We start from the raw sequence: 21,376 nt of genomic DNA, 5'->3' as shown, positions 1-21,376 counted from the left end.
TAAACAAAGCGGAAAGTTGAGAGGTAGGACAATGGATTCAGCGGAGAAAGTAAAATATTTCTATGAAACGATCATATCTGAAAATCAAATTGGAAAAGTAGCAGAGTTTGTATCGCCAAAATGTTGTGTGAAAATGGGAGAAAGACTGATTCCAGTTGGCGTTGAAGGTATGAAAGAGCACATACAAGCAACAAAGCAGACATATCCCGATTATAAGATGAAGATTATTAAGCAATTTTGTGATGGTGATTATGTCATCTCTGAATTTGTAATGGAAGGTACACATAAAGGTGAATGGATAGGAATAAAGCCAACCAACAAACGATTGGTATTTACTGGCGTTGATATTGATAAGGTAGTTGATGGGATGATTGTGGAGCATGGAGGTGCAGTAAATACATTTGAAACTTTGTTTGAAGCAGGTATGATAGGAGCAATATAATTTTGAACAAAGTTTTTCATATACACTTTCGTTATGTTGGAGATAATGATAATGAATATCCCCAAATAGCTAAGGAATATGAAAAAATGAAATTACAACTTGGGAAGTCATTTGAGCATAATAGGGATGCTTATACTAACGCAAAGAAAGATTTTGTCAGAAAGTGGACATCCGAAGCAAAAAAGACTTACTTGTAAGTTGCTTTTATGCGTTCTTGGCGGGAAAGGTGTATTTCAAATTGAAAGGATGGTCGGGTGCCAATGAAAGAAATCATCAACTTCATGGAAGTAAATGTGGATGGCAAAACGCTGTTTACAAAGGAATTAGTTTACAATCTTGAAAATGGTGCGCTACAGGGCGTTTACTCTGATCAAATATCTTTCTCTAATCTAAAATATTCTCAGAGTGGATTTCAGTTGGATATGTTTATTGTATCTAATGAGAAGATATGGCTTATGGGAAAGGATGGACAACGGGAAAAATTGCGAAAAGATTTCAGTGGTGTATCCCTGTTCCGATTTGAACTGGCGGAGCGAAAAAGCACGAATAGTTTGACTGGCTGTTTTCGTTTCATTTCAGCTTCGGGTAAAAATGTGGCAGCAGAGGCTATCGTAAGTGGAATTTATGATGTACGTCTTGAAAATGATGTGCTGAAATTATCGGAAGATCAGGTCTTATATCGGGATCAGCCGATACAAGAAGGGCATTTTAAGCCCGTTGCATTTCAATCGGAACATCGTTTTTATGTTAAAGCTCAAAAGTTACACTATGAATACAACGGCAAGTGTTTTGACGTGGACTCAAAAACTATGCGGCGTAACCATAGCTCCGATACCTTTCCTCCGTTTATTTCAATCGAGAAGTAAGAAATGACGAATCAGTGTCCAAGGCAAAAACAATCCACGCGCCAGCTATTGCGGGACGAGACATCAAAACAAGCCGATTTGGAAGGCGGCTGGTATAAGTTTGAGAAGGACTATTTTGGTAGTACTGTTTTTGAGGGGAGGATGATTCCCTGTATATCTTTGAAAGGGCAAATGATTTTCCACTCGGGTTATGAGCTAAGGGATAAGGACAGGCATGATCTTACTGTCCTTGAAAGTATATCAGAATAAGGCGAAATGGAGATCTGTATGGAGGAAGCAACGAGATATATTGCGCTTTTGCGCGGTGTCAATATAAGCGGAAAAAATAAAGTTCCGATGGCTGAACTAAAGAAAGCTTTTGAGGAGCTTGGGTTCGGAGCGGTTAAGACCTATCTGAACAGTGGCAATGTGATTTTTTCAAGTGATGAAGACAATATGGGAAGCCTTTCAAACCGGATTGAGACGATGATAAAAGAACAGTTTGGTCTGGATATTCCGGTTTTTGTCATATCAAAAGAGGCTCTCGAAGATATTTTGCAGCATGCGCCAGACTGGTGGGGAGACGAAAATAAGGAAATCTATGATAATCTGATTTTTATTATGCCTCCGACTACATTTGCTGAAGTATGGGACGAGATCGGAGAACCCAGGGAGGGGCTGGAAAAGATTAAGAATTATAGGGAAGCGGTATTCTGGTCTTTCAGCCGGAAGGATTATCAAAAGACATACTGGTGGCCAAAGACGGCAAGTGCGAATATCAGCGGTAAGCTGACAATCAGAACGGCAAACACCGTCAGAAAAATAGTTGGAATGTAGCAGTTTTCCACATTCCAACTGATTGACACTTATTTTAAGGAATCCCTGTCAGGGACCTGTACAGATAAAGCCTCGGTAAAATGGTGTTTCTCAACCATATATGCCTGGACAGAAGTTAAAATCAGACGGTAAGAGTCGGCCAGACACTCAGCAAACCCAGCGTTGTTTTCTGAACGCAGACAGCCATATGCTTTACGGGTGATTTTATTGAGTTGTCCGATTGCATCGGCTCCCTGCGGGTAAAATGCGAAATAGAAACCCCATTCTGTGACTTGACTGGTTTCTTGCCAAATGGTTTGTAACGGTACTAAGGTCAGTCGCTTAAAAATCATCTGAAACAGATTTGTGAGCGCGATTCCTGGCTTCTTGTTCTGGGCAGCCAATGCTTTCAGGTCTTCCTCGGTAAAATGAGGTGCAGTGTAGGCTGCGACTGGATAGGACAGCAGAACCATGAGCTGCAGCGAATGGAGATAAGTTAGGGCGTCCCGCTTCGTAGTAATATCCAGAAGAGACTGTTCGGTGTTAAGCTGATCGGGAGTCAGAACCATCGTACCTTTGCCGTTTAAGGTTTTTGTGTAGCCTCTGCGTTCCAATAGAGTTAATGCCTTTCTGACTGTATAGGCAGACACGCCATACTGCTTGGCCAGCTTAGCTTCATAAGGTAAATAAGTTCCGGCCGGATAGATGCCTGTCCCTATTTTTCGTGTCAAGTCACGGACAATGCGGGTATAGTAGTAATCCTTACCTCTGAGGGGATTCCATTCAAATGCAGCTGGTATCTGAGTGGGAATCTGGGTAACGCTGTCTGACATCTGGATGAAAATTTCTTTAATGCTAGCGGACATGTCCTGATAGAGTGCTTTTAAATGATGATACTGTTCAACTGGATCGCGTTCTGATAATACATTAATGATTGATTGGGGTTCAAAGGTTGGCCTCCGGTACGTGATATCCTGGGAGAAGCTGCATTTTTCTAAAAAGTACGAGAAATTCCCCTGAAGCTCAAAGGCTGTGTGCAGATCACATAACAGAGGATTGTGGCTGGCACCTAAAATATCTCTCGTCAGTGCAATCAGGGCTTTCCAGCTCTCTGAACAGATTCCCTGCTGCGCCGCTCTTTGGGCCTGCCGATAATGAGGCATGGACTCAACCGAATATTTATGCGCGGCGAATACAAGCAGATAGGGCAATAACCGTCCATAAGTTTCATATACCTGTAAGATAGAATCCCGCTGCGCTAACATCGTAGATATTCCACAGCCTGTCAGGCTGTTGGGAAGAACTACGGGAGCCTGCCGGATCTGGATGTCGATCAGTTTTTCCGCCTTTAGGGTATCTAATACCCGCGTAATAGTCGCAATCCCCACATTGTATTCTTCACACAGATTTCGGGAAGAGGGGAGTTTGCTGCCGGGCTGGAATTGCCCAGAAGCAATACGTTTTTTTAAATCTTCATATACATAAGAAAAACGAGTTTCCTGTCGTTTCATAATATAAATGCCCTTTCTCAAGCACAAACACATATTGTTTATATTATACTACATAATTCCGAAGAGTGGCAATGGAACTTAAAACAGAAGGGCATGTAGTTGAATTTTTTTCCATCATTATGAAAGCGGTCATACCATTTCGTATCTGGTAGAAAAAAATGCTGAACTGGAAATAGAGAGAGGAGTGATTCACTGTGTATACTAAAGACATAGATTTTAGATATGCTAAACGAGAAGACACAGCATTGATTTTGCAATTTATCAAAGAGCTTGCTGATTATGAAAAGATGCTTAACGAAGTCGTTGCTGATGAAAAAACATTGGAGGAATGGATTTTTGACAAACAAAAGGCAGAAGTGATTTTCGCTGTTGTAAACGGAAAAGAGGTTGGCTTTGCTCTTTTCTTTCACAATTTCTCTACTTTCTTGGGTAGAGCCGGAATTTACCTTGAAGATTTGTATGTAAAGCCAGAATGCAGAGGAAAAGGATATGGAAAGGCAATTCTAAAAAGATTGGCGGCCATTGCTGTTGAACGTGGTTGCGGCCGTTTAGAATGGTGGTGCCTTGACTGGAATAGATCAAGTATTGATTTTTACCTTTCTTTAGGAGCAGAACCCATGTCTGACTGGACAGTATATCGAATTACAGATGATGTACTTAAAAGCCTTGCAAAGTGATCTGAGAAGCCGCGGCAAAAGAGTGTGGTGGGGTAGTCCGGGATTGAGCATTGCTGGATCTGATTTCAGCGGCGGTGCAAGAGGATGGACGCATTATCAGCGACCAGAGACGGAGGTAAGAAGAATGTGGAAAGATTATTCAGCCGGATTTATCAAAAAGAACAAATCTTCCGGCATATCCATTATGGTAGCTGCTTTTATTTCCGCTTTATTTTTATGGCTGGTATGCGGGGAATTTGCAACGTCTGGCAGCAGCGGTTTAGGAGATTCCGGCAGAAATATAGCGGCCCTTACACCGGGAGCTAAAGTGGCAGGCAGACGCTTTGCAGCAAGTGTAAATGGCAAAGAACTTTCAGAATGGGCTGCACAAAAAATGCAGGCTCGATCAACAGAGATTGATTTAATTAAAAATAAACAGGACATCAGATGATTTAAAATCTGATGTCCTGTATTATTTTACACTCCATGAAGAAATATGGTTAGTTTACAGTTTGAGAGGTATTTTTGTGATACTATAAAGATTTTTTATTAAATAACAGTATGGACAGCAGTATGTTCACCACAGAGAGGATAGCTGCGGCCGGCACCGCATAAGTGAAATCAGACACCTCAGCAGCCTGAGGCAGCAGACTGTATGAGGACATTAACTTTGTGGGAATATACTTTGTCAGATCAGGTATCATTGCCAGCAGGTAAAGAAGGAAAAAAGCATCCCCCGTTCCTGCCAGCACCATGTAATTACTGCTGCACAGGGAGGACATCAGCATGATAAGGGTGATCAGCCATATGCCGGTCAGATAGAGACAAAATGCCCCGAAAAACACATGGGATGCTTGGCTGTTATCCCAGAAATATATATTATAAGCATATGTGATCCCAAAAGAAATCCAGTAACAGACAGTCCAGAGCAGGAAAGCAAAGATGGATTTTGAAAGGATCAGCTTCCATCTGTGCATCCCTTTTGTAAGAATATTTACCAGAGTACCTTTCTGATATTCTGTTGTCAGAACACCGCTTATAATGACAATAAATATAAGGAGCAGCATGGGTGTGTTCTTATAAAACTGTGTCCAGGATGTAAAGACATCCACCCGGATCCCGGTCAAAACCATACCGCTTTCTTCCAGGGAACCAGCGAAGGCTTCCATCATCCAGGGCATCAGCTTGGCAACAAGAGGGTTCATAATTCCAAATAAAACAGAGAGGATCACAAGAAGCGGCATTCTGCCGGTACGTGTGGATTCCAGAAATTCTTTCTTGGTAAAAGCAGTAAGCTGTCTCATATTCCCACCACCTCCATAAACAGGTTTTCCAGTGTGGCTTCCCGCATTTCCAACTTCTGGACACAGATTTCATTATCTGCCAGGATCCTCATGGCATTTGTCATGTCTTTTTCACTTTTTCCCGGGAAGAACAGGCGGACAGCACTGGTCCTTTCGCTGCCGGACATGGAGGCTGCGAAGGCATCGGCATCCTGCGGATGATAAAACTCAATATCAAATCCGTTGCTCTTCCGTTTGCTTTTTATTTCTTCCAGAGTGCCATTAAGAGAGGTCCTGCCGTTGTGAAGAAGGGCAATCTCATCGCAGATTCGCTCCACATCTGAGAGAATATGCGTGGAAAAGATCACTGTTGTGTGTTTTTTTACAGCGAGGAGGATATCCAGAATCTCTTTTCTGCCCAGAGGATCCAGTGCGGATGTAGGCTCATCACAGATCAGCAGCCGGGGTTCGTTTAAAAGTGCCTGGGCGATTCCGAGCCTCTGTTTCATGCCTCTGGAAAAACCATGAATCCGCTTGTTTTCTTTATCCAGTCCCACAAGCTGCAGCAGTTCATGGGATTTTTGGCGGATTTTCCCTGCAGGCATTCCTGTGATCTCACCGCACAGTTTGAGGTATTCAGACGGTGTCATATATCCGTAAAATTCAGGGACATCGGGCAGGTAGCCTATAAAGCGGTTGGTTCTGTTCTGGCCATAGCGGACCGCTTCCCCGTTGACTGTGATCTTCCCGCCGTCCGCCGGCAGAAGCCCCAGGATTATTTTCATAGTGGTGGTTTTCCCGGCTCCGTTTTGCCCGATAAATCCATAAATGGAGTGCTCCGGTACCGTGAAACTTAAATCATCTATGATTTTTTTGCTCCCAAACGATTTTGATACATGGGAGAGGGTCAGCATATTCATTCAACTGTCCTCCCTTCCCAGGAGAAGGTACAGTACCGGACCGATAAATTCCATTCCGATAATGACAACCACCAGCCACAGGGCCCGTGAGCCCCTCTTATAATTTTTATGGGTGAGAACGTGCCGCAGGGTGATAAAAAGCAGAAGAAATTGTACAATGACTAATGGAATGAGAAACGGTAAAAGGTCTGAAAATATCATAGGGATTCTCCTTTCGCTTGAAACATCTTTTTCATTTTCTGTAAGTCTTCATTGTCTTTCAGTATTTCAAATACAGGATTTTCTAATGCCTGAACTACGCTGCCCAAGATGACTTTTTTATCACGGACTAAGTTTCCTCCCAAATCCATGTTCTCAAAATAATCATCAATAGAATTGAAATAACTGTCCCCTCCTAAATAAATCCTGTCACGGCTCAGAAGGGATCCTGTGATGGCTGCAAACTTTTTTAAGCGTTCCATAGCCACCTCCGGTATCTGATGTATGCAGTAAATGGCAGCAACCTGATAATGGTACTGGGCGGCTGTGTTTTCGTGCAGATGCTCCAGGTCATAAATTTCCATCACACGGTCGATACGGTTAATGGTTTCCCTGCAGGCATCCAAATCATTCGCATGAAGGGAAAGGTACTGTACAGCGCCGAATACAAGGGCAAGCAGATGGATATACATGTTGTACTGGCTGTACTTATTGGCCTTTTCTTTCTGACCGGACATGGCATAGGCCTGAACCAGAATGGATTCCCCCTGAAAAGAATAGTGGTATGGGTTCAGAAGTTCTTCCAGCGTATCAATCACTGCCGGGACCTTATTGCGCAGAAGGTCAATACTGGCTTTTAAAAGAATGGCATCATTACATAAACCGATATCTCTGCTGTCAGAGATGATGCGGGAACATAGGGCGGATGCCTCTTCCAGAATTTCCGTCTGTCTCTGCGGGTCAGGGGTAAGGGATACGTGGTTAAGCCAAAGTACACAGATCTGGAAAAGGAAAGAATGGCAGGAGTAGTATTTTTTAACCATCCGCCGGCTTTTTTCCATCACTTCCCCGAAGGGTTGTTCTGCAAATTCTGTCATAAAGTCAAAATATATTTTTTGGATCTGTTCTTTACTCAGATTTGGTTCATATCCCAGAAGGTCATCCACGGTCACTTCAAAATAAGCGGCAAGCTGAGGCAGAAGCATAATGTCCGGCAAACTCTGCTTGGTTTCCCACTTCGATACAGAGGCTTTGGTGACACCAACGAAATCAGCCAGTTCCTCCTGGGTGATTCCTTTTTTATGGCGCAAATTCACAATGTTTTCGGAAAAATTTAGTATATTCATCCTGTAACCCTCCTTATATGGTTGATTATAAGCAGGTAACTGAAAATTATCAATAGATTGCGGCGATACTTTGAGATACAAAGTCAACTGCAAGGAAACTGTCCGGTACGTTCTGTCCTTCAGGCTTAAAAAAGTGTATTCTGTGCAAATGGATTTCAATCTTTTTTCAATCTGTTATAATATTTTTAACGGATAAGAGCAAAGCCGTCAGAAAGTTGCTGGCAGGAAAATATGATCTGTTTTTAGAAAAGGGGGATTTATATGTTGATCATTTGGGGAATCGCAGTTTTAATGGGTGTGCTGACCGTGGTTCTGCTGCTGGGGAAAGGGAGTTTTTTGATCGCCGGATATAATACTTCCAGCAAAGAAGAGAAAAAAGAATATAATGAAAAAAGGCTGTGCCGGGTCATGGGCGGAGGCATGGGCGTTATTACTCTTATGTTGATCGGCTGGGGCGTTATGGGTGAAAAATTCCCTGTATCTGTCTTTGTTATCGTCACCATAATTACCGTGATCCTTATACAAGTATTGAGCAGTACCATCTGCCGGGCGCAGGTAAATGACGGAGGGGATCAAAAGAAAGAAACATCCAGAGACCAGATATACAGGCGGGCTTCCTTTATATGCTCAGCAGTCATACTGGCAGGAGTTACTTTTGTGCTTTTCACAGGTCATGTCACTCCGGTTCTGCATGAGGACTCCCTGGAGATTCAAGTGTCCTATTGGTCGGATAATGAGGTGGCCTACCGTTCGATCAAATCCGTTGCGTACATGGAAGATTTGCAGCGGGGCAGTCGAAAAGGAGGTATCGGAGGTCCAACCCTGCAGGCCGGTCATTTCAAGAATGCAGAGTTTGGGGATTATATGCTGTATTCCTATACTTCATGTGACAGTTTTGTGGTTTTGGACACAGAGCAGGGAACGGTGGTGCTGAATGGAAAAGATAAGGCGGCAACAAAAGAATTATATGAGGAACTGCTCGAAAAAGTGGGAGAAGGCTGATGCAGACAACAGTTGACAGAGTATTTTCTCTGCCTATACAATAGGAGTATCACGAGAGAAAAGGCAGGCATTTATATGAACACAAAAGATTTAAAATGTTTCGAGGCTGTGTATCAGGAGCAGAGTATCAGTAAAGCCGCCAGACGTCTGTACATCACCCCGCAGGGACTGGGAAAAAACATCAGAACCCTGGAGGCGGAGCTGGAAACCAGACTTTTTGAACGGACAAAACAGGGCATGCGCCCCACAGAGAGCGCGGACTTTCTCTATGGAAGGACAAAGAAGATCATACAGGAGCTGGAGGAACTGGAGAACGGCGTCAGACAGCTGGAAAACAGGAAAATAGTCCTCCGCATCGGATACGCCTGCGGTGTCTTCAATGTTCTTCCTTTTCAGTTGATCTTAAACTTCATGAGAGATAACCCTAATATCCGGGTGGAGTGGAACGAATACTCCAACGAGGAGGTAAAAGCCATGCTGGAGGATTCCATGCTGGAATATGGTTTTATCGTCGGAAGGCATGAGGGGGAAGAAATGATACAGCGCAAGCTGGATGGAAGAGAGGTTCTGCTGCTGGTCCATGAGGGCCATCCTCTCTATAAAAAAGAGCGGATAAATGCAGACATGCTGAGAGAAGAAAATATGATACTCATGAATGAACATTTCCACATGTTTCATGATTTTACAGCTATCTGCCGTGCAAAAGGATTCTCCCCCAATATCATCGCAAAAACATCAGATGGTGCGGTTCTGTATAAACTTTGCCGTCAGAAAATCGGGCTTGCCGTCATACCGGAGTTTATGCTGGAGGATTTCCGCATGGATCATATGCGCGCCATCCCATTTGAAGAGGATCTGACTTGGGATGTGTTCGGCGTCTATAAGGAAGATACGAAAAATTATGAAACCATACAGCGGTTTGACATGACAGTTCGGCTATCTGAACTGTCACATGCAACCAGCCACTAAAAAGCGCTTCACGATGGGTGGATGCTTACTGCCGCCACGCAGACCTGCCTGGAGGGTTACGGCTCGACTGCTTTCTATACAAAAACAAAAAGTTTCCACCTGACAAAGAAAGGTTGCTGGCAGAAATGCGTTATCCTTTTGTATACTGTTTTTAAAGATAAACAAAGGAGGACGCAATGAAATATAAAAATCTATTTACTCCTGTGCGGATAGGAAATGTTACCTTAAAGAACCGTTTTGCACTGGCGCCAATGGGGCCTCTGGGGCTGGCAGATGCCCAGGGCGGGTTTAACCAGAGAGGGATTGACTACTACACAGAACGCGCAAAAGGCGGTACCGGCCTGATCATCACAGGCGTTACCTTCTCAGACTGCCAGGTGGAGACACAGAGTATGCCAAACTGTCCGAATTCCACCTATAATCCTGTGCATTTTATCCGTACCAGCAGAGAGATGACAGAGCGGGTCCATGCATACGGAAGTAAGATCTTTCTTATGATGTCCGGTGGTTTCGGACGTGTTACCATTCCCACCAACCTGGGGGAATTTCCGCCGGTAGCGCCTTCCGCCATTCCGCACAGATGGCTTGATAAGACCTGCCGTCCCCTGACAAAAGAGGAAATCCGCAGCATTGTAAAATCTTTCGGTGACGGCGCTTATAATGCCAAACGGGGAGGATTTGACGGTATTGAGGTACATGCAGTCCATGAGGGATACCTGTTGGACCAGTTTGCCATCTCCATGTTCAATCAGAGAACCGATGAGTACGGCGGCTCCCTGGAGAACCGTCTCCGTTTTGCGAGAGAAGTGGTGGAAGAGATCAAATCCCGCTGCGGAGAAGATTTTCCGGTTGTCCTGCGCTACAGCGTGAAAAGCATGATAAAAGACTGGAGAGAGGGCGCCCTTCCCGGAGAGGATTTTGAGGAAAAAGGCCGTGATACCCAGGAAGGACTGGAAGCGGCAAAACTCCTTGTAAGCTATGGCTATGATGCCCTTGATACAGATGTGGGAACCTACGATGCCTGGTGGTGGAACCATCCCCCGATGTACCAGGAAAAGGGCTTGTTCCGCCCTTACTGCAAAATGGTGAAAGAAGTGGTGGATGTACCTGTACTCTGTGCAGGACGTATGGACAACCCTGATATGGCATCCGAGGCAGTGGAAGACGGGACCTGCGATATCGTGAGCCTTGGACGCCCCCTTCTGGCTGACCCGGATTATGTGAACAAACTCCGGGCAGGGCGAATGGAGGAGATCCGTCCCTGTATCTCCTGTCAGGAGGGCTGTATGGGACGCGTACAGGAATATTCCATGATCAACTGCGCGGTGAATCCCCAGGCTGCCCGGGAGAGAGTAACGGCCTATGAACCTGTGCGGAAAAGCAAAAAAGTATTGGTAGTGGGCGGCGGTGTGGCCGGATGTGAAGCGGCAAGAGTGCTTGCTGTCCGCGGTCACATGCCGGAGCTGTTTGAAAAGGCAGGAAGCCTTGGCGGCAATCTGATCCCGGGTGGTGCCCCTGCTTTTAAAGAAGATGACCTGGAGCTGGCAAAATGGTATGAAACTGCATTGAAAAAGCTGGATGTCCCGGTGCATCTCCATACGGAAGTCCGTAAAGAAGATGTGCTGAACGCAGAGTATGATGCTGTGATAGTTGCCACAGGCTCCAGCCCTAAAGTATTCCCTCTGGGTGATGATACCCATGTTTATACTGCGGCACAGGTGCTCACTAAAGAGAAGGACTGCGGCAGCAGCACAGTTGTGGTGGGCGGCGGCCTGGTAGGCTGTGAGACGGCCCTTTGGCTGGCGCAGAATGGGAAACAAGTGACGATCGTGGAGGCACTGGACAGGCTGATGGCAGTCAACGGCCCGCTCTGTCATGCCAACAAAGATATGCTGGAGCGCCTGATTCCCTACAACGGCATTGATGTGGTGACGGGTGCCAAAGTGACAGGATTTAAGAACGGTGCGTTATGGTATCTTATTCAGGATGAGGAGAAGCAGATCTCCTGTGACAGTGTCATTTTATCTGTTGGCTACAGAGAGGAAAATATGCTCTATCAGGATCTGCAGTTTGATGTGCCGGAAATCTATCTTCTGGGTGATGCAAAGAAAGTTTCCAATATTATGTATGCAATCTGGGATGCTTTTGAAGTGGCAAACCATATTTAAGTTATGTATAACAAAAAACACAGATTTATATCCCCCCACGTGGCTTGTGGGGGGATTTTTTCTTTGTTATACTATGGTTAGTCAAAAAAATAACAGACGTAACTGCAGAGGTACTGAACAGTTACGAAACTCATCAGATAAGAGGAAACTGCATTGAATACACCACAGAAGATTGAATTTTTATTGAAAAAGCTGGTACAGATCCTGCTGTCCATGCTGATGCTGTCCATACTGGTATTTTTTATTGCCCGTCTTTCCCCCGGGGACCCTTTAAAATCCTACTACGGGGAGAGTGTGGAGCGGATGAGTGAGAGCCAGAAGGATAAAGCCAGGGAGCGTCTGGGTCTCAATGAACCTATGACTGTACAATACATACGCTGGGTGGAAAATGCCCTGCACGGGGACTTTGGGATTTCATATAAGTATAAACAGGATGTGGGGGCAGTCATAGAGAAAGTTTATGCCAATACCCTTATACTGGGAGGCTTATCCTATGTACTCACCTTTCTTTTGGCTGTACTTTTGGGTATCTTCTGCGCAATGCGGGAAAATACCCTGATCGACAGGTGTATCTGTAAAATCGGGACCGTGACGAACTGTATCCCATCCTTCTTTGTTGCACTAGTACTGATCCTCGTCTTCGGTGTGAATCTGGCTGTACTGCCCACCAGCGGCGCCTATGCCCTGGGAGGGGAACATTCCCTGGGAGACAGGCTCGTGCATCTGATCCTGCCGGTGGCCGTTATGGTGTTATCCCATCTGTGGTATTACACTTATATGGTAAGAAACAAACTTCTGGAGGAGATCCGTGAAGATTATGTACTTCTGTGCAAGGTAAAAGGCATGGGGAAATGCCGCATCATGTTCACCCACTGCCTGAGGAAAATCCTGCCTTCCCTGATCAGCATCATGGCAATTTCCGTTCCCCACATAATCGGGGGGACCTATATCGCGGAGAGTGTCTTTTCTTATCCGGGCCTTGGGACTTTGAGTATGGAAAGTGCCCAATACCATGACTATAACATGCTGATGGTTTTAAGTCTTATAACAGGTTTTGCGGTCATTGCAGCCAATGTGGCAGGCCAGATCATCAGCGAATGGATCGATCCCAGAATGAAACAGGAAAGAGGGGAAAAGACAGCATGAAAAAGAAAAAATTTCCTATTTTCTCCTTAGTGATCTTGGGACTTATCATCCTGGGATGCCTGTTTGGCAAAGTCCTGGCAACAGGAGATCCCTTCTATATGAACCTGACGGAAGTCAGTCTGCCGCCCGGCAGTGCCCATTATTTCGGCACAGATACCATGGGGAGGGATATTTATTCCATGATATGGGAGGGCGGAAGAGTTTCCCTTTATATCGGGCTCCTGGCAACTGTGATATCCTCCGTGATAGCCATTGTGTACGGCTGCATCAGCGGTCTTGTGCCGGACTGGCTGGACGATCTGCTCATGCGTTTCACAGAGATTATTTTAAGTATTCCCTCCATACTGCTTGTGATCTTTCTGCAGGCGCTTCTGGGGGAAGCTACAGCTACCAGCATAGCTATAGTCATTGGACTGACAAGCTGGATGAACATTTCCAAGGTGGTCAGAAGTGAGGTACGGCAGATACGGAGCAGTGATTTCGTACTGGCATCCAGGCTGGCAGGTGGAAAGTTTTTTTACATCCTGCGCAGGCACTTGTTTCCCAATTTTATCTCCTCCACCATGTTCATGATCGTCACCAATGTAAGTGCGGCGATCGGAACAGAGGCTACTCTCAGCTTTCTGGGAATCGGCCTTCCCATGGAGATCATCTCCTGGGGAAGTATGATGTCTCTTTCACAGAAAGCGCTGCTGTCCAATGCCTGGTGGATCATCCTGATTCCGGGAATTTTCCTGGTGACTACCCTTGTATGCATCACCAATATGGGCGAGTACATCCGCCTGAGAAATAACAGAGAACACAGCAATCTATGAAACAGCCGCTGCCGGTCATCCGGTGGCTTGGCTATAAAAGCAAAGGAGAACAGACATGAAGAAAAAAATACTGACATTACTTTTGGCGGCATCCATGACCGCCGCACTGCTGGCAGGCTGCGGAAGCGGAGACGGTAAGGAAAAAGGGGACACAAAGACAGAGACATCAGATAAGAACCCGGACGGAAAGACTCTTGTTTACGGAAGCGGTGATTATACAAACATCAATCCTGCACTCTATGAACATGGAGAGATCAACTCTCTGATCTTTGCAGGACTGACCGCTCATGATGCGGAGGATAAAGTAGTGCCTGCCCTTGCGGAGAGCTGGGAGTGGGATGAAGCTTCCAGGACCTATACCTTCCATTTGAGAAAAGACGTAAAATTCCATGACGGTGAGACCTTTACATCTGCGGATGTGAAGTTTACGCTGGATACCATCACGGATCCTGACAATGCCTCTGAGATCGCATCCAATTATGAGGATATTACCAGCATTGAGACACCGGACGACAGCACGGTGAAAATCACCCTGACAGCACCCAATGTTGCCATGCTGGATTATCTTACCATCGGTATCCTGCCAAAACATCTTCTGGAGGGAAAAGACATTGTGACAGACGATTTCAACCGGAATCCGGTGGGCTGCGGTCCCTACAAGCTGGTTTCCTGGGATGAAGGGCAGAGTATCACCCTTGAAAAATTCAACGGCTTTTATTTGGGAGCGCCTAAGATTGACAAGGTAGTCTTCAAAATTGTGGAGGATACCCAGGCAAGAGCCCTTCAGTTAAAATCCGGAGAGCTGGATTTGGCGCAGATAACGCCAAAAGACGCAGAGCAGTTTGAGCATGCGGACGGATTTGTTGTGGATATTATGAAAACAGCAGACTACAGAGGAATCCTTTATAATTTCGGAAGCGGATTCTTTGGAAAACACAGAGAACTGCCCAATATTTTAAGCTATGCTATTGACCGCCAGTCTATTGTGGACAGCGTGCTTTTAGGTCATGGAGAGACTGCATACTCTCCGCTGCAGATGGGACCGTACAACAATCCTGATATTGAAAAATACGAGTACAACCCGGAAATGGCAAAACAGCTTTTGGAAGAGAATGGCTGGACCATGGGCAGTGACGGTTACTACGAAAAAGACGGGGAGCAGCTTGCGTTTACCATCTCCAACGGTCAGGCAGACCAGGTTCGTATTGATATGTCAAATATCTGTGCCCAGAATCTTCAGGACATTGGTGTAAACTGCAAAGTGGAAGTGGTGGCGGAGACAGACTGGGCAAACCAGGATGCATACCTGATTGGATGGGGAAGCCCCTTTGACCCGGATGACCACACCTATAAAGTGTTCGGCACAGACAAAGGTGCCAACTACAGCAGCTATTCCAATGCGAAAGTGGATGAACTTCTGCAGCAGGCCAGAGAACTGGAGACACAGGAAGAGAGACTTCCGCTGTACAAGGAATTTCAGACGGAACTGTCCAAAGACCTTCCTTATACCTTTATCGCATATATTGATGCCATGTATGTTTCCAAGGACAACATTACCGGGCTGACAAAGGATACCGTTCTCGGACATCACGGCGTGGGTATCTTCTGGAATATTTACGACTGGGACATCACGGAATAAATATAAAACAATATTAGACAAAGAGAGATTATTATGGAGACATTATTGGAAATCCGCGGCCTGTCCGTTACCTTTCAGGACAAGGAGGGGACCCGGGCTGCAAGGCAGGTAAACCTCCGTCTGGATAAGGGCGAGATGGCCGCCCTTGTAGGGGAATCCGGTTCGGGAAAAACCGTACTGTGCAAAACCATATTACAACTTCTCGGGAAGAAGACCCGTGTGGAAAACGGTGAGATTTTGTACCGGGGCAGCAATCTTTTAGAATATACGGAAAAGCAGATGCAGAAATTCCGCGGCAAGGAAATTTCCATGGTGTTTCAGGACCCTTACCTGTCCCTTAATCCAACGATTTCTATTGGAAAACAGATTATGGAGACCATACTCCTCCATGAAAAGCTATCCAAAAAAGAGGCAAAGGACAGAACGTTGGAGCTTTTAGAACTCACCGGGTTTGACTATTGCGAAAAGCGCTTTTCCCAGTATCCCCACCAGTTTTCCGGCGGTATGCGGCAGAGGGCGGCCATTGCCATAGCCCTTGCCTGCAGACCCGGTCTTTTGCTGGCGGATGAGCCTACCACCGCACTGGATGTGGAGACCCAGCAGCAGATCATGGAGCTTTTGGCAAAGATAAGAAAAGAGACAGGGGTTGCCATCCTGTTTATCACCCACGACCTGGGGCTGGTGGAAAATGTGGCGGACAGGGTCTATGTGATGTATCAGGGTGAGATCGTGGAGAGCGGCAGTGTCAGCCATATTTTTCAGCATGCACAGAATCCTTATACCGTAAAACTGCTGGGATACCGGAATTACGGGAAAGGCATTGGGCATACCCATGGAAAGATACATTTCCACAACGGGACACCTCATACCCACGGGGGTACACATGATCATATGCATCCCCGTCTGGAGGGGGATATTTCCCATCCGGTTACAAAAGTAGAGGAGACATCGGTCCGGGATGATCAGGTGGTGCTGGTTCAGGAGCCGGAACCGGAAAAACTCATGGAGATTCAGCACTTGTCCAAGAATTTCCGGCTGGACAGACATACGGTTTCCCGTGTTCTTGATGATTTTTCCCTGGATATATACAGAGGCGAGATCGTGGGGGTGGCAGGTCCTTCAGGATGTGGAAAATCCACCCTTGCAAGATGTATTGTGGGCCTCTATGAGCCGGACGGGGGACAGATTCTCTATCATGGGGATACTGCCCGTATTTACCGAAGACAGATGATCTTCCAGGATAGTTCCTCTGCTTTTAATCCACATATGACGCTGGAAGAGATCATCGGGGAACCGCTGCGGATCCAGAAGCTGTGCAAAGGCAGACAGGAACTGCGCAGCCGGGTATATTCCTTAATGGAACAAGTGGAGCTTGACCCTGCCCTTGCCGTGCGTCATCCTTACGATGTGTCAGGAGGACAGCGGCAGAGGGCAGCCATTGCCAGGGCATTATCTGTGGAACCGGAGTTTATTGTGGCAGATGAGCCTATTTCATCCCTGGATATTTCCATTCAGGCACAGATCATGCATCTGTTCAAAAAGCTGCAGGAGAAACATCATCTGACCATTATGCTGATCGCCCATGATCTTCCTATGGTCATGCACGTCAGCGACAGGATTATTATGATGGGACAGGGAACATAAAATATTGGGAAGCTGTTACAAAAATCAGGCGATTTTGTGACAGCTTTTTTAAATATAAAAAAGATGGGATATTCACCTTGAACTTTCAGTTTTTAACGTCTATAATTTATGAAACGACAAATCGGGGAATCTGTCGAATCGGGGAAAAAGGACATAGGAATTGAAGGGAAAAATGAAAAAAATCAAAGCGTACATATCTGAAACCCGTTTATGGGTTTTCTTGGCAGTGGTGCTGATCATCATCATCGCTGTTGTTGTTATCTTCAAAAAGGCGGAAAATGCCGAAGAAACTCCTTATGAAAAAAACAGAAAGACCGTAGCTGCGCTGGAAAAAGCAGATATCTCGGAGACGGAAAATGCTTTAAAAGAGCTGGAAGGCCAGGCTGAGCAAAGCGGCAGCCAGAAAGAAGAGCGGGATACGGTAGAGTTAAAAAGAGCGTTTCAAAATGCGGTAATACTGGGGGATTCCTTTTCCGAATCCATAGTGGAATACGGTTTTCTGGATACCGATGTAGTTCTCTATAAAAGGGGGCTCAGTGTAAGCCAGGCAGATGACCTGGTGGACACTGCTGTCTCTCTGCAGCCAACTGCAGTGTTCTTTGCTTTCGGAACCAACGATATGGAAATCTGTGAGGGGGACAGCCAAAAGTTCATTGAAGCATACAGGCGTCAGATCGCACGGCTGAAAGCAGGGCTTCCGGATGCAGCAGTCTACATCAACAGTATTCTTCCGGCAACGAAAGAGGCAGTAAAAGAGACCCCCAGTTATGCTTACTGCGGGCAGTTTAATGAGGCGCTTCAGGCCATGTGCGGGGAGGACGGGTACACCTACGTGGACTGTTCGTCTCTGATAGAAGGCAAAGACGGAATATATGAGCCGGACGGCATCCATGTGATCAAGAGTTATTATCCGGCATGGCTGTCCTATCTGGCGGATACGGCAGGATTATAAAATGAAGATAAAATTGGTGAAAGCGGGAACCCTTGTGTTTTTGGCGCTTTACCTTGGCTTTTTATGCACAAGGGGCTGGGCAAAGGACATTCCCATAGATGTAATAGCGGCCAAAATGGAGCAGGACGAGACCATTACCTCCATGGAGAAATGCGGAGCAAGGGAGCTTCGCAGGTTCTATGGGCTGGAGGTGAAAAATCTGGAAGGATATTTCTTTTACAAGGCGGAATCCCCCATGTCTGTGGATGAGTTTCTGGTTGTAAAAGCAGACAGCCCTCAAGGAGCGGAAGAGGTACTGGACAGGGCGGAAGTACATCTGGAGGAGCAGAAGAAGAGTTTTGAGGGATATGGGGTTTCCCAGACTGCCCTTCTGTCAGAGGCCGCAGTGGAGACAAGGGGCAGTTATGTGCTGTATGCATCGGGGAAGTATGCGCAGCAGTGGAAAAGGGAATTTTTAGATTTGATCAGATAGTGGGCAGGTTAAGACGGAGGCTTTGGGGCCGCGTGAAGAAATTTCCGGGCGGTGTCCGGATAGGGGAGAGTATATATGTTGCTGAACAGTTTGTTTTTTATATTTGCATTTTTACCGGTAGTACTGCTCATATACTACCTGCTGCCTGCTGCAGGGAGAAACCTTTTCCTTGTGGCAGCCAGCCTCGTTTTTTATGCCTGGGGAGACCCGGTTTATCTAGTTCTGCTGATATTTTCGGCAGTTTTCCACTATATCATGGGACTGCAGATCCAAAACGCGGTACAGGACAAACGGCACCGGAAAATGGACCTTATATTTGCCGCGGCAGTGGATGTGTTTTTGCTCTGCTTTTTTAAATATTCCGGACCGGCAGCAGGGATGGTAAACAGCATTCTGCATACACAGATCGCTGTCAGAGAGCTGGCGCTTCCTATAGGGCTGTCTTTTTATACGTTCAAAAATATGTCCTACCTTTTTGATATCTATTACGGCAGATTGGAAGCGGAGAAAAAATTTACGGATTTTGCTGCCTATGCAGTATTTTTCCCTGTCATGACCGCGGGTCCTATTGTGCGTTATAAGGATATAAAGGAGCAGATGAAAAAACGAAGGGTGAACGCCCTGCAGCTTGGTTATGGCGCCGGGAAATTTATTCTGGGGCTGGCAAAAAAAGTGCTGCTGGCTGACACACTGGCTTCTTTATATGGAGATATCAGTGCCCGGGCGGGAGATATCACTGTGCTCACTGCGTGGATTGGCATGTTTGCCTTTACTATGGAAATCTATTTTGATTTTTCCGGTTACTCTGATATGGCGGTCGGAATCAGCAGGATGCTGGGATTTAAAGTTAAGGAGAACTTTAACTACCCGTACACCTCAAAGAGTATCACAGAATTCTGGAGGAGGTGGCATATTTCTCTGGGAAGCTGGTTCCGGGATTACATCTATATCCCTCTGGGGGGCAATCGGGTGGGAATGGGAAAACATATCCGCAATATTCTCATCGTGTGGTGCCTCACAGGGATGTGGCATGGGGCGTCCATGAATTTCCCGGTATGGGGGATCTACTATGGGGTATTTCTAATTGCAGAAAAATATTTGCTGGGCAGCAGACTGGAAAAACTGCCTGCATGGATGTCCAGGATTTATACCATGCTCTTTGTCATGGCGGGCTGGATGCTGTTCTCACACAACTCACTGGGGGAAGCGGGGATTTATCTGAAACGGCTGGTGGGAATGGGAGCTTCGGGATTTGCCGATGAGACTGCATGGTATTATCTGAAGACGAATCTGCTGATCTTCCTTTTGTGTATACCGGCCTGCGGACCCGGATTATACCGCTTTGTGGACAGCAGGTTTCACAATTTGACAGTGGGTTCTGCGGTACTTTACGGTGTGCTGTTCCTTTTAGGTACAGCCTGTCTTGTCTACAGTTCTTACCATCCGTTTTTATATCTGCGCTTTTAATGTAACGGTTCGCTTTGTGAGAACAGTGATGGTTCAGTGACAATTTGAGGAATTCCGCGTGTGTGATGCAGCGGAAGAACGGAGTAATACATGAATGAAAAAAATAAAAACTTACACAGGCGGGCTGCAATCATAACCGGCTGGGTCTTTACAGCAGTCATTGCCTTTTTCTTTCTGGGAAGCCTGATCGCAAAAGACAGGACTTTTTCTGAGAAAGAAAACCGATTGTTGGAAAAAGCACCCGGGATAAATGCAGGACAGATCGTAACCGGCAGATATGAGGAGAAATTTGAGACCTATTTCAGTGACCAGTTTCTGCTGCGGGATATGTGGATCGAGATAAAAGCCGGGTTTGACCGCCTGACCGGAAAAGTGGAGTCCAATGGGGTCTTTCTGGGAAAGGACGGATATCTGATCGAAGGTTTCACAGAACCGGATAAAAAAAATCTGAAGGAAACCTGTAAAGCTATGGGAGATTTCGCCGCTGAACATAAAGATATAAAACAGTATGCCATGGTAGTGCCAAATGCGGTGGAAATTCTCTCTGACAAGCTGCCTGCATTTGCCCCGGCTGCAGACCAGGGAAAGTATCTGGATGCCCTTGGGAAAAATTTGGAGGGGCAGGGGATCACGTTTTTGGACATGCGCGGTGTTCTGGAAAAGAACAGAGAGAAAAAACTGTATTACAGAACAGACCACCACTGGACCACAGAAGCTGCATACCTGGCGTTTTTGGAGGCCGGGGAGACGATGGGCTATAAAGGGAAAGAGGTAGAGTTTGAGGCACTGCCTGTTACGGGAGAATTTCAGGGTACTTTGTCTGCAAAGAGTGGCTTTCGCTCAGGGGAGAAGGAGGAACTGGAAGTGTATCTTCCGAAAGACGGTACGGTTTCCGCTGTTGTCAATTATGTGGATGAGCAGAAAAAAACAGCCAGTTTTTATGATACGGAAAAACTGGGTACAAGAGACGGATATGCCTGCTTTCTGGGAGGTAACCATCCACTCATCCGTATAGAGACACCGACACAGTCAGAGAAGAGTCTTTTAGTTCTGAAGGATTCCTATGCCAACTGTTATCTGCCCTTTCTGGCAACCCAGTACAGGAAGCTCGTGGTGGTGGACCCAAGGTATTATTACGGGGATCTGGAGGAGCTGATGCAGGTGGAGGAAATACAGGAAATCTTATATCTGTATAATGTGAATACGTTCTTTTCCGACACTTCTTTACAGATGGTTCTCAAAGGAGGCTGAGAACCTTTTTCTCTTTCATGGACAGAAGATACGCTAAAATATAGGGTTTTTGC

Annotated in this window: 22 protein-coding genes and 1 pseudogene; 18 read left to right on the top strand and 5 right to left on the bottom strand. The window is 46.0% G+C overall.

The genetic code is table 11. The features are described 5' to 3' along the window. Positions 1–31 precede the first annotated feature (31 nt). The 5 genes and pseudogenes from A4V09_RS08765 to A4V09_RS08745 all read left to right on the top strand — a co-directional run bounded on the left by A4V09_RS08765 (position 32) and on the right by A4V09_RS08745 (position 2,124). Positions 32–442: an ester cyclase gene (locus A4V09_RS08765; RefSeq protein ID WP_065542007.1), complete on the top strand. Its 411-nt coding sequence runs from the start codon at positions 32–34 to the stop codon at positions 440–442. Between the two features lie 2 nt (positions 443–444). Beyond that, positions 445–639, top strand: a complete 195-nt coding sequence (locus A4V09_RS26415) for a GrpB family protein (protein WP_065542006.1) — start codon at positions 445–447, stop codon at positions 637–639. A gap of 63 nt (positions 640–702) precedes the next feature. Further along, positions 703–1,308 carry a hypothetical protein gene (locus tag A4V09_RS08755; RefSeq protein WP_065542005.1) on the top strand — a complete coding sequence of 202 codons (606 nt, stop codon included), beginning with the start codon at positions 703–705 and terminating at the stop codon, positions 1,306–1,308. A 54-nt stretch (positions 1,309–1,362) separates the two neighbouring features. Continuing rightward, a pseudogene (locus tag A4V09_RS08750) lies at positions 1,363–1,557 on the top strand (nucleotidyltransferase domain-containing protein); the annotation flags it as partial. A gap of 18 nt (positions 1,558–1,575) precedes the next feature. After that, a complete protein-coding gene (locus A4V09_RS08745; protein WP_242964032.1) occupies positions 1,576–2,124 on the top strand; it encodes a DUF1697 domain-containing protein in 549 nt (182 codons plus the stop codon). Between the two features lie 29 nt (positions 2,125–2,153). On the opposite strand, the gene A4V09_RS08740 is transcribed toward A4V09_RS08745, so the two are convergent. Then, positions 2,154–3,614, bottom strand: coding sequence for a GntR family transcriptional regulator (locus A4V09_RS08740; protein WP_065542003.1), 1,461 nt, complete (start codon positions 3,612–3,614; stop codon positions 2,154–2,156). A gap of 209 nt (positions 3,615–3,823) precedes the next feature. Here A4V09_RS08740 and A4V09_RS08735 point away from each other — a divergent pair, with 209 nt between their 5' ends. Both A4V09_RS08735 and A4V09_RS08730 read left to right on the top strand, forming a co-directional pair. Then, entirely contained in the window at positions 3,824–4,291 is a 468-nt protein-coding gene (locus A4V09_RS08735) for a GNAT family N-acetyltransferase (RefSeq protein WP_084043785.1), read from the top strand. 124 nt (positions 4,292–4,415) lie between these two features. Beyond that, on the top strand, positions 4,416–4,721 hold the full coding sequence (locus tag A4V09_RS08730) for a hypothetical protein (RefSeq protein WP_065542001.1): 306 nt from the start codon (positions 4,416–4,418) through the stop codon (positions 4,719–4,721). An 82-nt stretch (positions 4,722–4,803) separates the two neighbouring features. Here the strand turns inward: A4V09_RS08730 and A4V09_RS08725 are convergent, their stop codons facing one another. From A4V09_RS08725 to A4V09_RS08710, 4 genes are read right to left on the bottom strand one after another with little or no spacing between them, the layout of a single operon-like run. After that, positions 4,804–5,574, bottom strand: coding sequence for an ABC transporter permease (locus tag A4V09_RS08725; RefSeq protein ID WP_065542000.1), 771 nt, complete (start codon positions 5,572–5,574; stop codon positions 4,804–4,806). Then, a complete protein-coding gene (locus A4V09_RS08720) occupies positions 5,571–6,473 on the bottom strand; it encodes an ABC transporter ATP-binding protein (RefSeq protein WP_065541999.1) in 903 nt (300 codons plus the stop codon). The genes A4V09_RS08725 and A4V09_RS08720 overlap by 4 nt, the downstream gene beginning before the upstream one ends. Then, on the bottom strand, positions 6,474–6,674 hold the full coding sequence (locus A4V09_RS08715) for a PLDc N-terminal domain-containing protein (RefSeq protein WP_065541998.1): 201 nt from the start codon (positions 6,672–6,674) through the stop codon (positions 6,474–6,476). Further along, positions 6,671–7,798 carry a helix-turn-helix domain-containing protein gene (locus A4V09_RS08710; protein ID WP_065541997.1) on the bottom strand — a complete coding sequence of 376 codons (1,128 nt, stop codon included), beginning with the start codon at positions 7,796–7,798 and terminating at the stop codon, positions 6,671–6,673. The genes A4V09_RS08715 and A4V09_RS08710 overlap by 4 nt, the downstream gene beginning before the upstream one ends. Before the next feature lie 261 nt (positions 7,799–8,059). Here A4V09_RS08710 and A4V09_RS08705 point away from each other — a divergent pair, with 261 nt between their 5' ends. The 11 genes from A4V09_RS08705 (at position 8,060) to A4V09_RS08655 (ending at position 21,323) form a co-directional block, all read left to right on the top strand. Then, positions 8,060–8,800, top strand: a complete 741-nt coding sequence (locus A4V09_RS08705; protein WP_065541996.1) for a DUF3784 domain-containing protein — start codon at positions 8,060–8,062, stop codon at positions 8,798–8,800. 75 nt (positions 8,801–8,875) lie between these two features. After that, positions 8,876–9,769: a LysR family transcriptional regulator gene (locus A4V09_RS08700; protein ID WP_065541995.1), complete on the top strand. Its 894-nt coding sequence runs from the start codon at positions 8,876–8,878 to the stop codon at positions 9,767–9,769. A gap of 176 nt (positions 9,770–9,945) precedes the next feature. After that, positions 9,946–11,937 carry an oxidoreductase gene (locus A4V09_RS08695; protein WP_065541994.1) on the top strand — a complete coding sequence of 664 codons (1,992 nt, stop codon included), beginning with the start codon at positions 9,946–9,948 and terminating at the stop codon, positions 11,935–11,937. 153 nt (positions 11,938–12,090) lie between these two features. Next, positions 12,091–13,083: an ABC transporter permease gene (locus tag A4V09_RS08690; protein WP_084043504.1), complete on the top strand. Its 993-nt coding sequence runs from the start codon at positions 12,091–12,093 to the stop codon at positions 13,081–13,083. Then, the gene (locus A4V09_RS08685; RefSeq protein WP_089280611.1) at positions 13,080–13,898 is read left to right on the top strand and encodes an ABC transporter permease; all 819 of its coding nucleotides are present in this window, start codon (positions 13,080–13,082) and stop codon (positions 13,896–13,898) included. Before A4V09_RS08690 ends, A4V09_RS08685 begins: the two co-directional genes overlap by 4 nt. Positions 13,899–13,953: 55 nt before the next feature. Next, complete coding sequence (locus A4V09_RS08680) at positions 13,954–15,537, top strand: ABC transporter substrate-binding protein (protein ID WP_065541992.1); 1,584 nt, start codon at positions 13,954–13,956, stop codon at positions 15,535–15,537. 33 nt (positions 15,538–15,570) lie between these two features. Beyond that, positions 15,571–17,181 (top strand): nickel ABC transporter ATP-binding protein NikE, encoded by a 1,611-nt coding sequence (nikE, locus tag A4V09_RS08675; protein WP_065541991.1) that lies wholly within the window; start codon positions 15,571–15,573, stop codon positions 17,179–17,181. 172 nt (positions 17,182–17,353) lie between these two features. After that, a complete protein-coding gene (locus A4V09_RS08670; RefSeq protein WP_065541990.1) occupies positions 17,354–18,133 on the top strand; it encodes a GDSL-type esterase/lipase family protein in 780 nt (259 codons plus the stop codon). A 1-nt stretch (position 18,134) separates the two neighbouring features. Beyond that, positions 18,135–18,605, top strand: coding sequence for a DUF4358 domain-containing protein (locus A4V09_RS08665; protein WP_065541989.1), 471 nt, complete (start codon positions 18,135–18,137; stop codon positions 18,603–18,605). Between the two features lie 75 nt (positions 18,606–18,680). Then, a complete protein-coding gene (locus tag A4V09_RS08660) occupies positions 18,681–20,072 on the top strand; it encodes an MBOAT family O-acyltransferase (RefSeq protein ID WP_065541988.1) in 1,392 nt (463 codons plus the stop codon). A 90-nt stretch (positions 20,073–20,162) separates the two neighbouring features. Then, on the top strand, positions 20,163–21,323 hold the full coding sequence (locus A4V09_RS08655; protein ID WP_065541987.1) for a DHHW family protein: 1,161 nt from the start codon (positions 20,163–20,165) through the stop codon (positions 21,321–21,323). The last annotated feature ends 53 nt before the right edge of the window (positions 21,324–21,376 follow it).

The sequence above is a fragment of the Blautia pseudococcoides genome, from assembly GCF_001689125.2.
Classification (GTDB): Bacteria; Bacillota; Clostridia; order Lachnospirales; family Lachnospiraceae; genus Blautia; species Blautia pseudococcoides.
The sequence above is the reverse complement of the archived record's forward strand: the minus strand, read 5'-3'. Positions and strand labels throughout refer to the sequence as shown.

Coding starts and splice junctions, on each gene's coding strand:
- A4V09_RS08765 (WP_065542007.1), top strand. CDS start 32: ATGGATTCAGCGGAGAAAGTAAAATATTTCTATGAAACGATCATATCT.
- A4V09_RS08755 (WP_065542005.1), top strand. CDS start 703: ATGAAAGAAATCATCAACTTCATGGAAGTAAATGTGGATGGCAAAACG.
- A4V09_RS08745 (WP_242964032.1), top strand. CDS start 1,576: ATGGAGGAAGCAACGAGATATATTGCGCTTTTGCGCGGTGTCAATATA.
- A4V09_RS08740 (WP_065542003.1), bottom strand. CDS start 3,614: ATGAAACGACAGGAAACTCGTTTTTCTTATGTATATGAAGATTTAAAA.
- A4V09_RS08730 (WP_065542001.1), top strand. CDS start 4,416: ATGTGGAAAGATTATTCAGCCGGATTTATCAAAAAGAACAAATCTTCC.
- A4V09_RS08725 (WP_065542000.1), bottom strand. CDS start 5,574: ATGAGACAGCTTACTGCTTTTACCAAGAAAGAATTTCTGGAATCCACA.
- A4V09_RS08720 (WP_065541999.1), bottom strand. CDS start 6,473: ATGAATATGCTGACCCTCTCCCATGTATCAAAATCGTTTGGGAGCAAA.
- A4V09_RS08715 (WP_065541998.1), bottom strand. CDS start 6,674: ATGATATTTTCAGACCTTTTACCGTTTCTCATTCCATTAGTCATTGTA.
- A4V09_RS08710 (WP_065541997.1), bottom strand. CDS start 7,798: ATGAATATACTAAATTTTTCCGAAAACATTGTGAATTTGCGCCATAAA.
- A4V09_RS08705 (WP_065541996.1), top strand. CDS start 8,060: ATGTTGATCATTTGGGGAATCGCAGTTTTAATGGGTGTGCTGACCGTG.
- A4V09_RS08700 (WP_065541995.1), top strand. CDS start 8,876: ATGAACACAAAAGATTTAAAATGTTTCGAGGCTGTGTATCAGGAGCAG.
- A4V09_RS08695 (WP_065541994.1), top strand. CDS start 9,946: ATGAAATATAAAAATCTATTTACTCCTGTGCGGATAGGAAATGTTACC.
- A4V09_RS08685 (WP_089280611.1), top strand. CDS start 13,080: ATGAAAAAGAAAAAATTTCCTATTTTCTCCTTAGTGATCTTGGGACTT.
- A4V09_RS08680 (WP_065541992.1), top strand. CDS start 13,954: ATGAAGAAAAAAATACTGACATTACTTTTGGCGGCATCCATGACCGCC.
- nikE (WP_065541991.1), top strand. CDS start 15,571: ATGGAGACATTATTGGAAATCCGCGGCCTGTCCGTTACCTTTCAGGAC.
- A4V09_RS08670 (WP_065541990.1), top strand. CDS start 17,354: ATGAAAAAAATCAAAGCGTACATATCTGAAACCCGTTTATGGGTTTTC.
- A4V09_RS08665 (WP_065541989.1), top strand. CDS start 18,135: ATGAAGATAAAATTGGTGAAAGCGGGAACCCTTGTGTTTTTGGCGCTT.
- A4V09_RS08660 (WP_065541988.1), top strand. CDS start 18,681: ATGTTGCTGAACAGTTTGTTTTTTATATTTGCATTTTTACCGGTAGTA.
- A4V09_RS08655 (WP_065541987.1), top strand. CDS start 20,163: ATGAATGAAAAAAATAAAAACTTACACAGGCGGGCTGCAATCATAACC.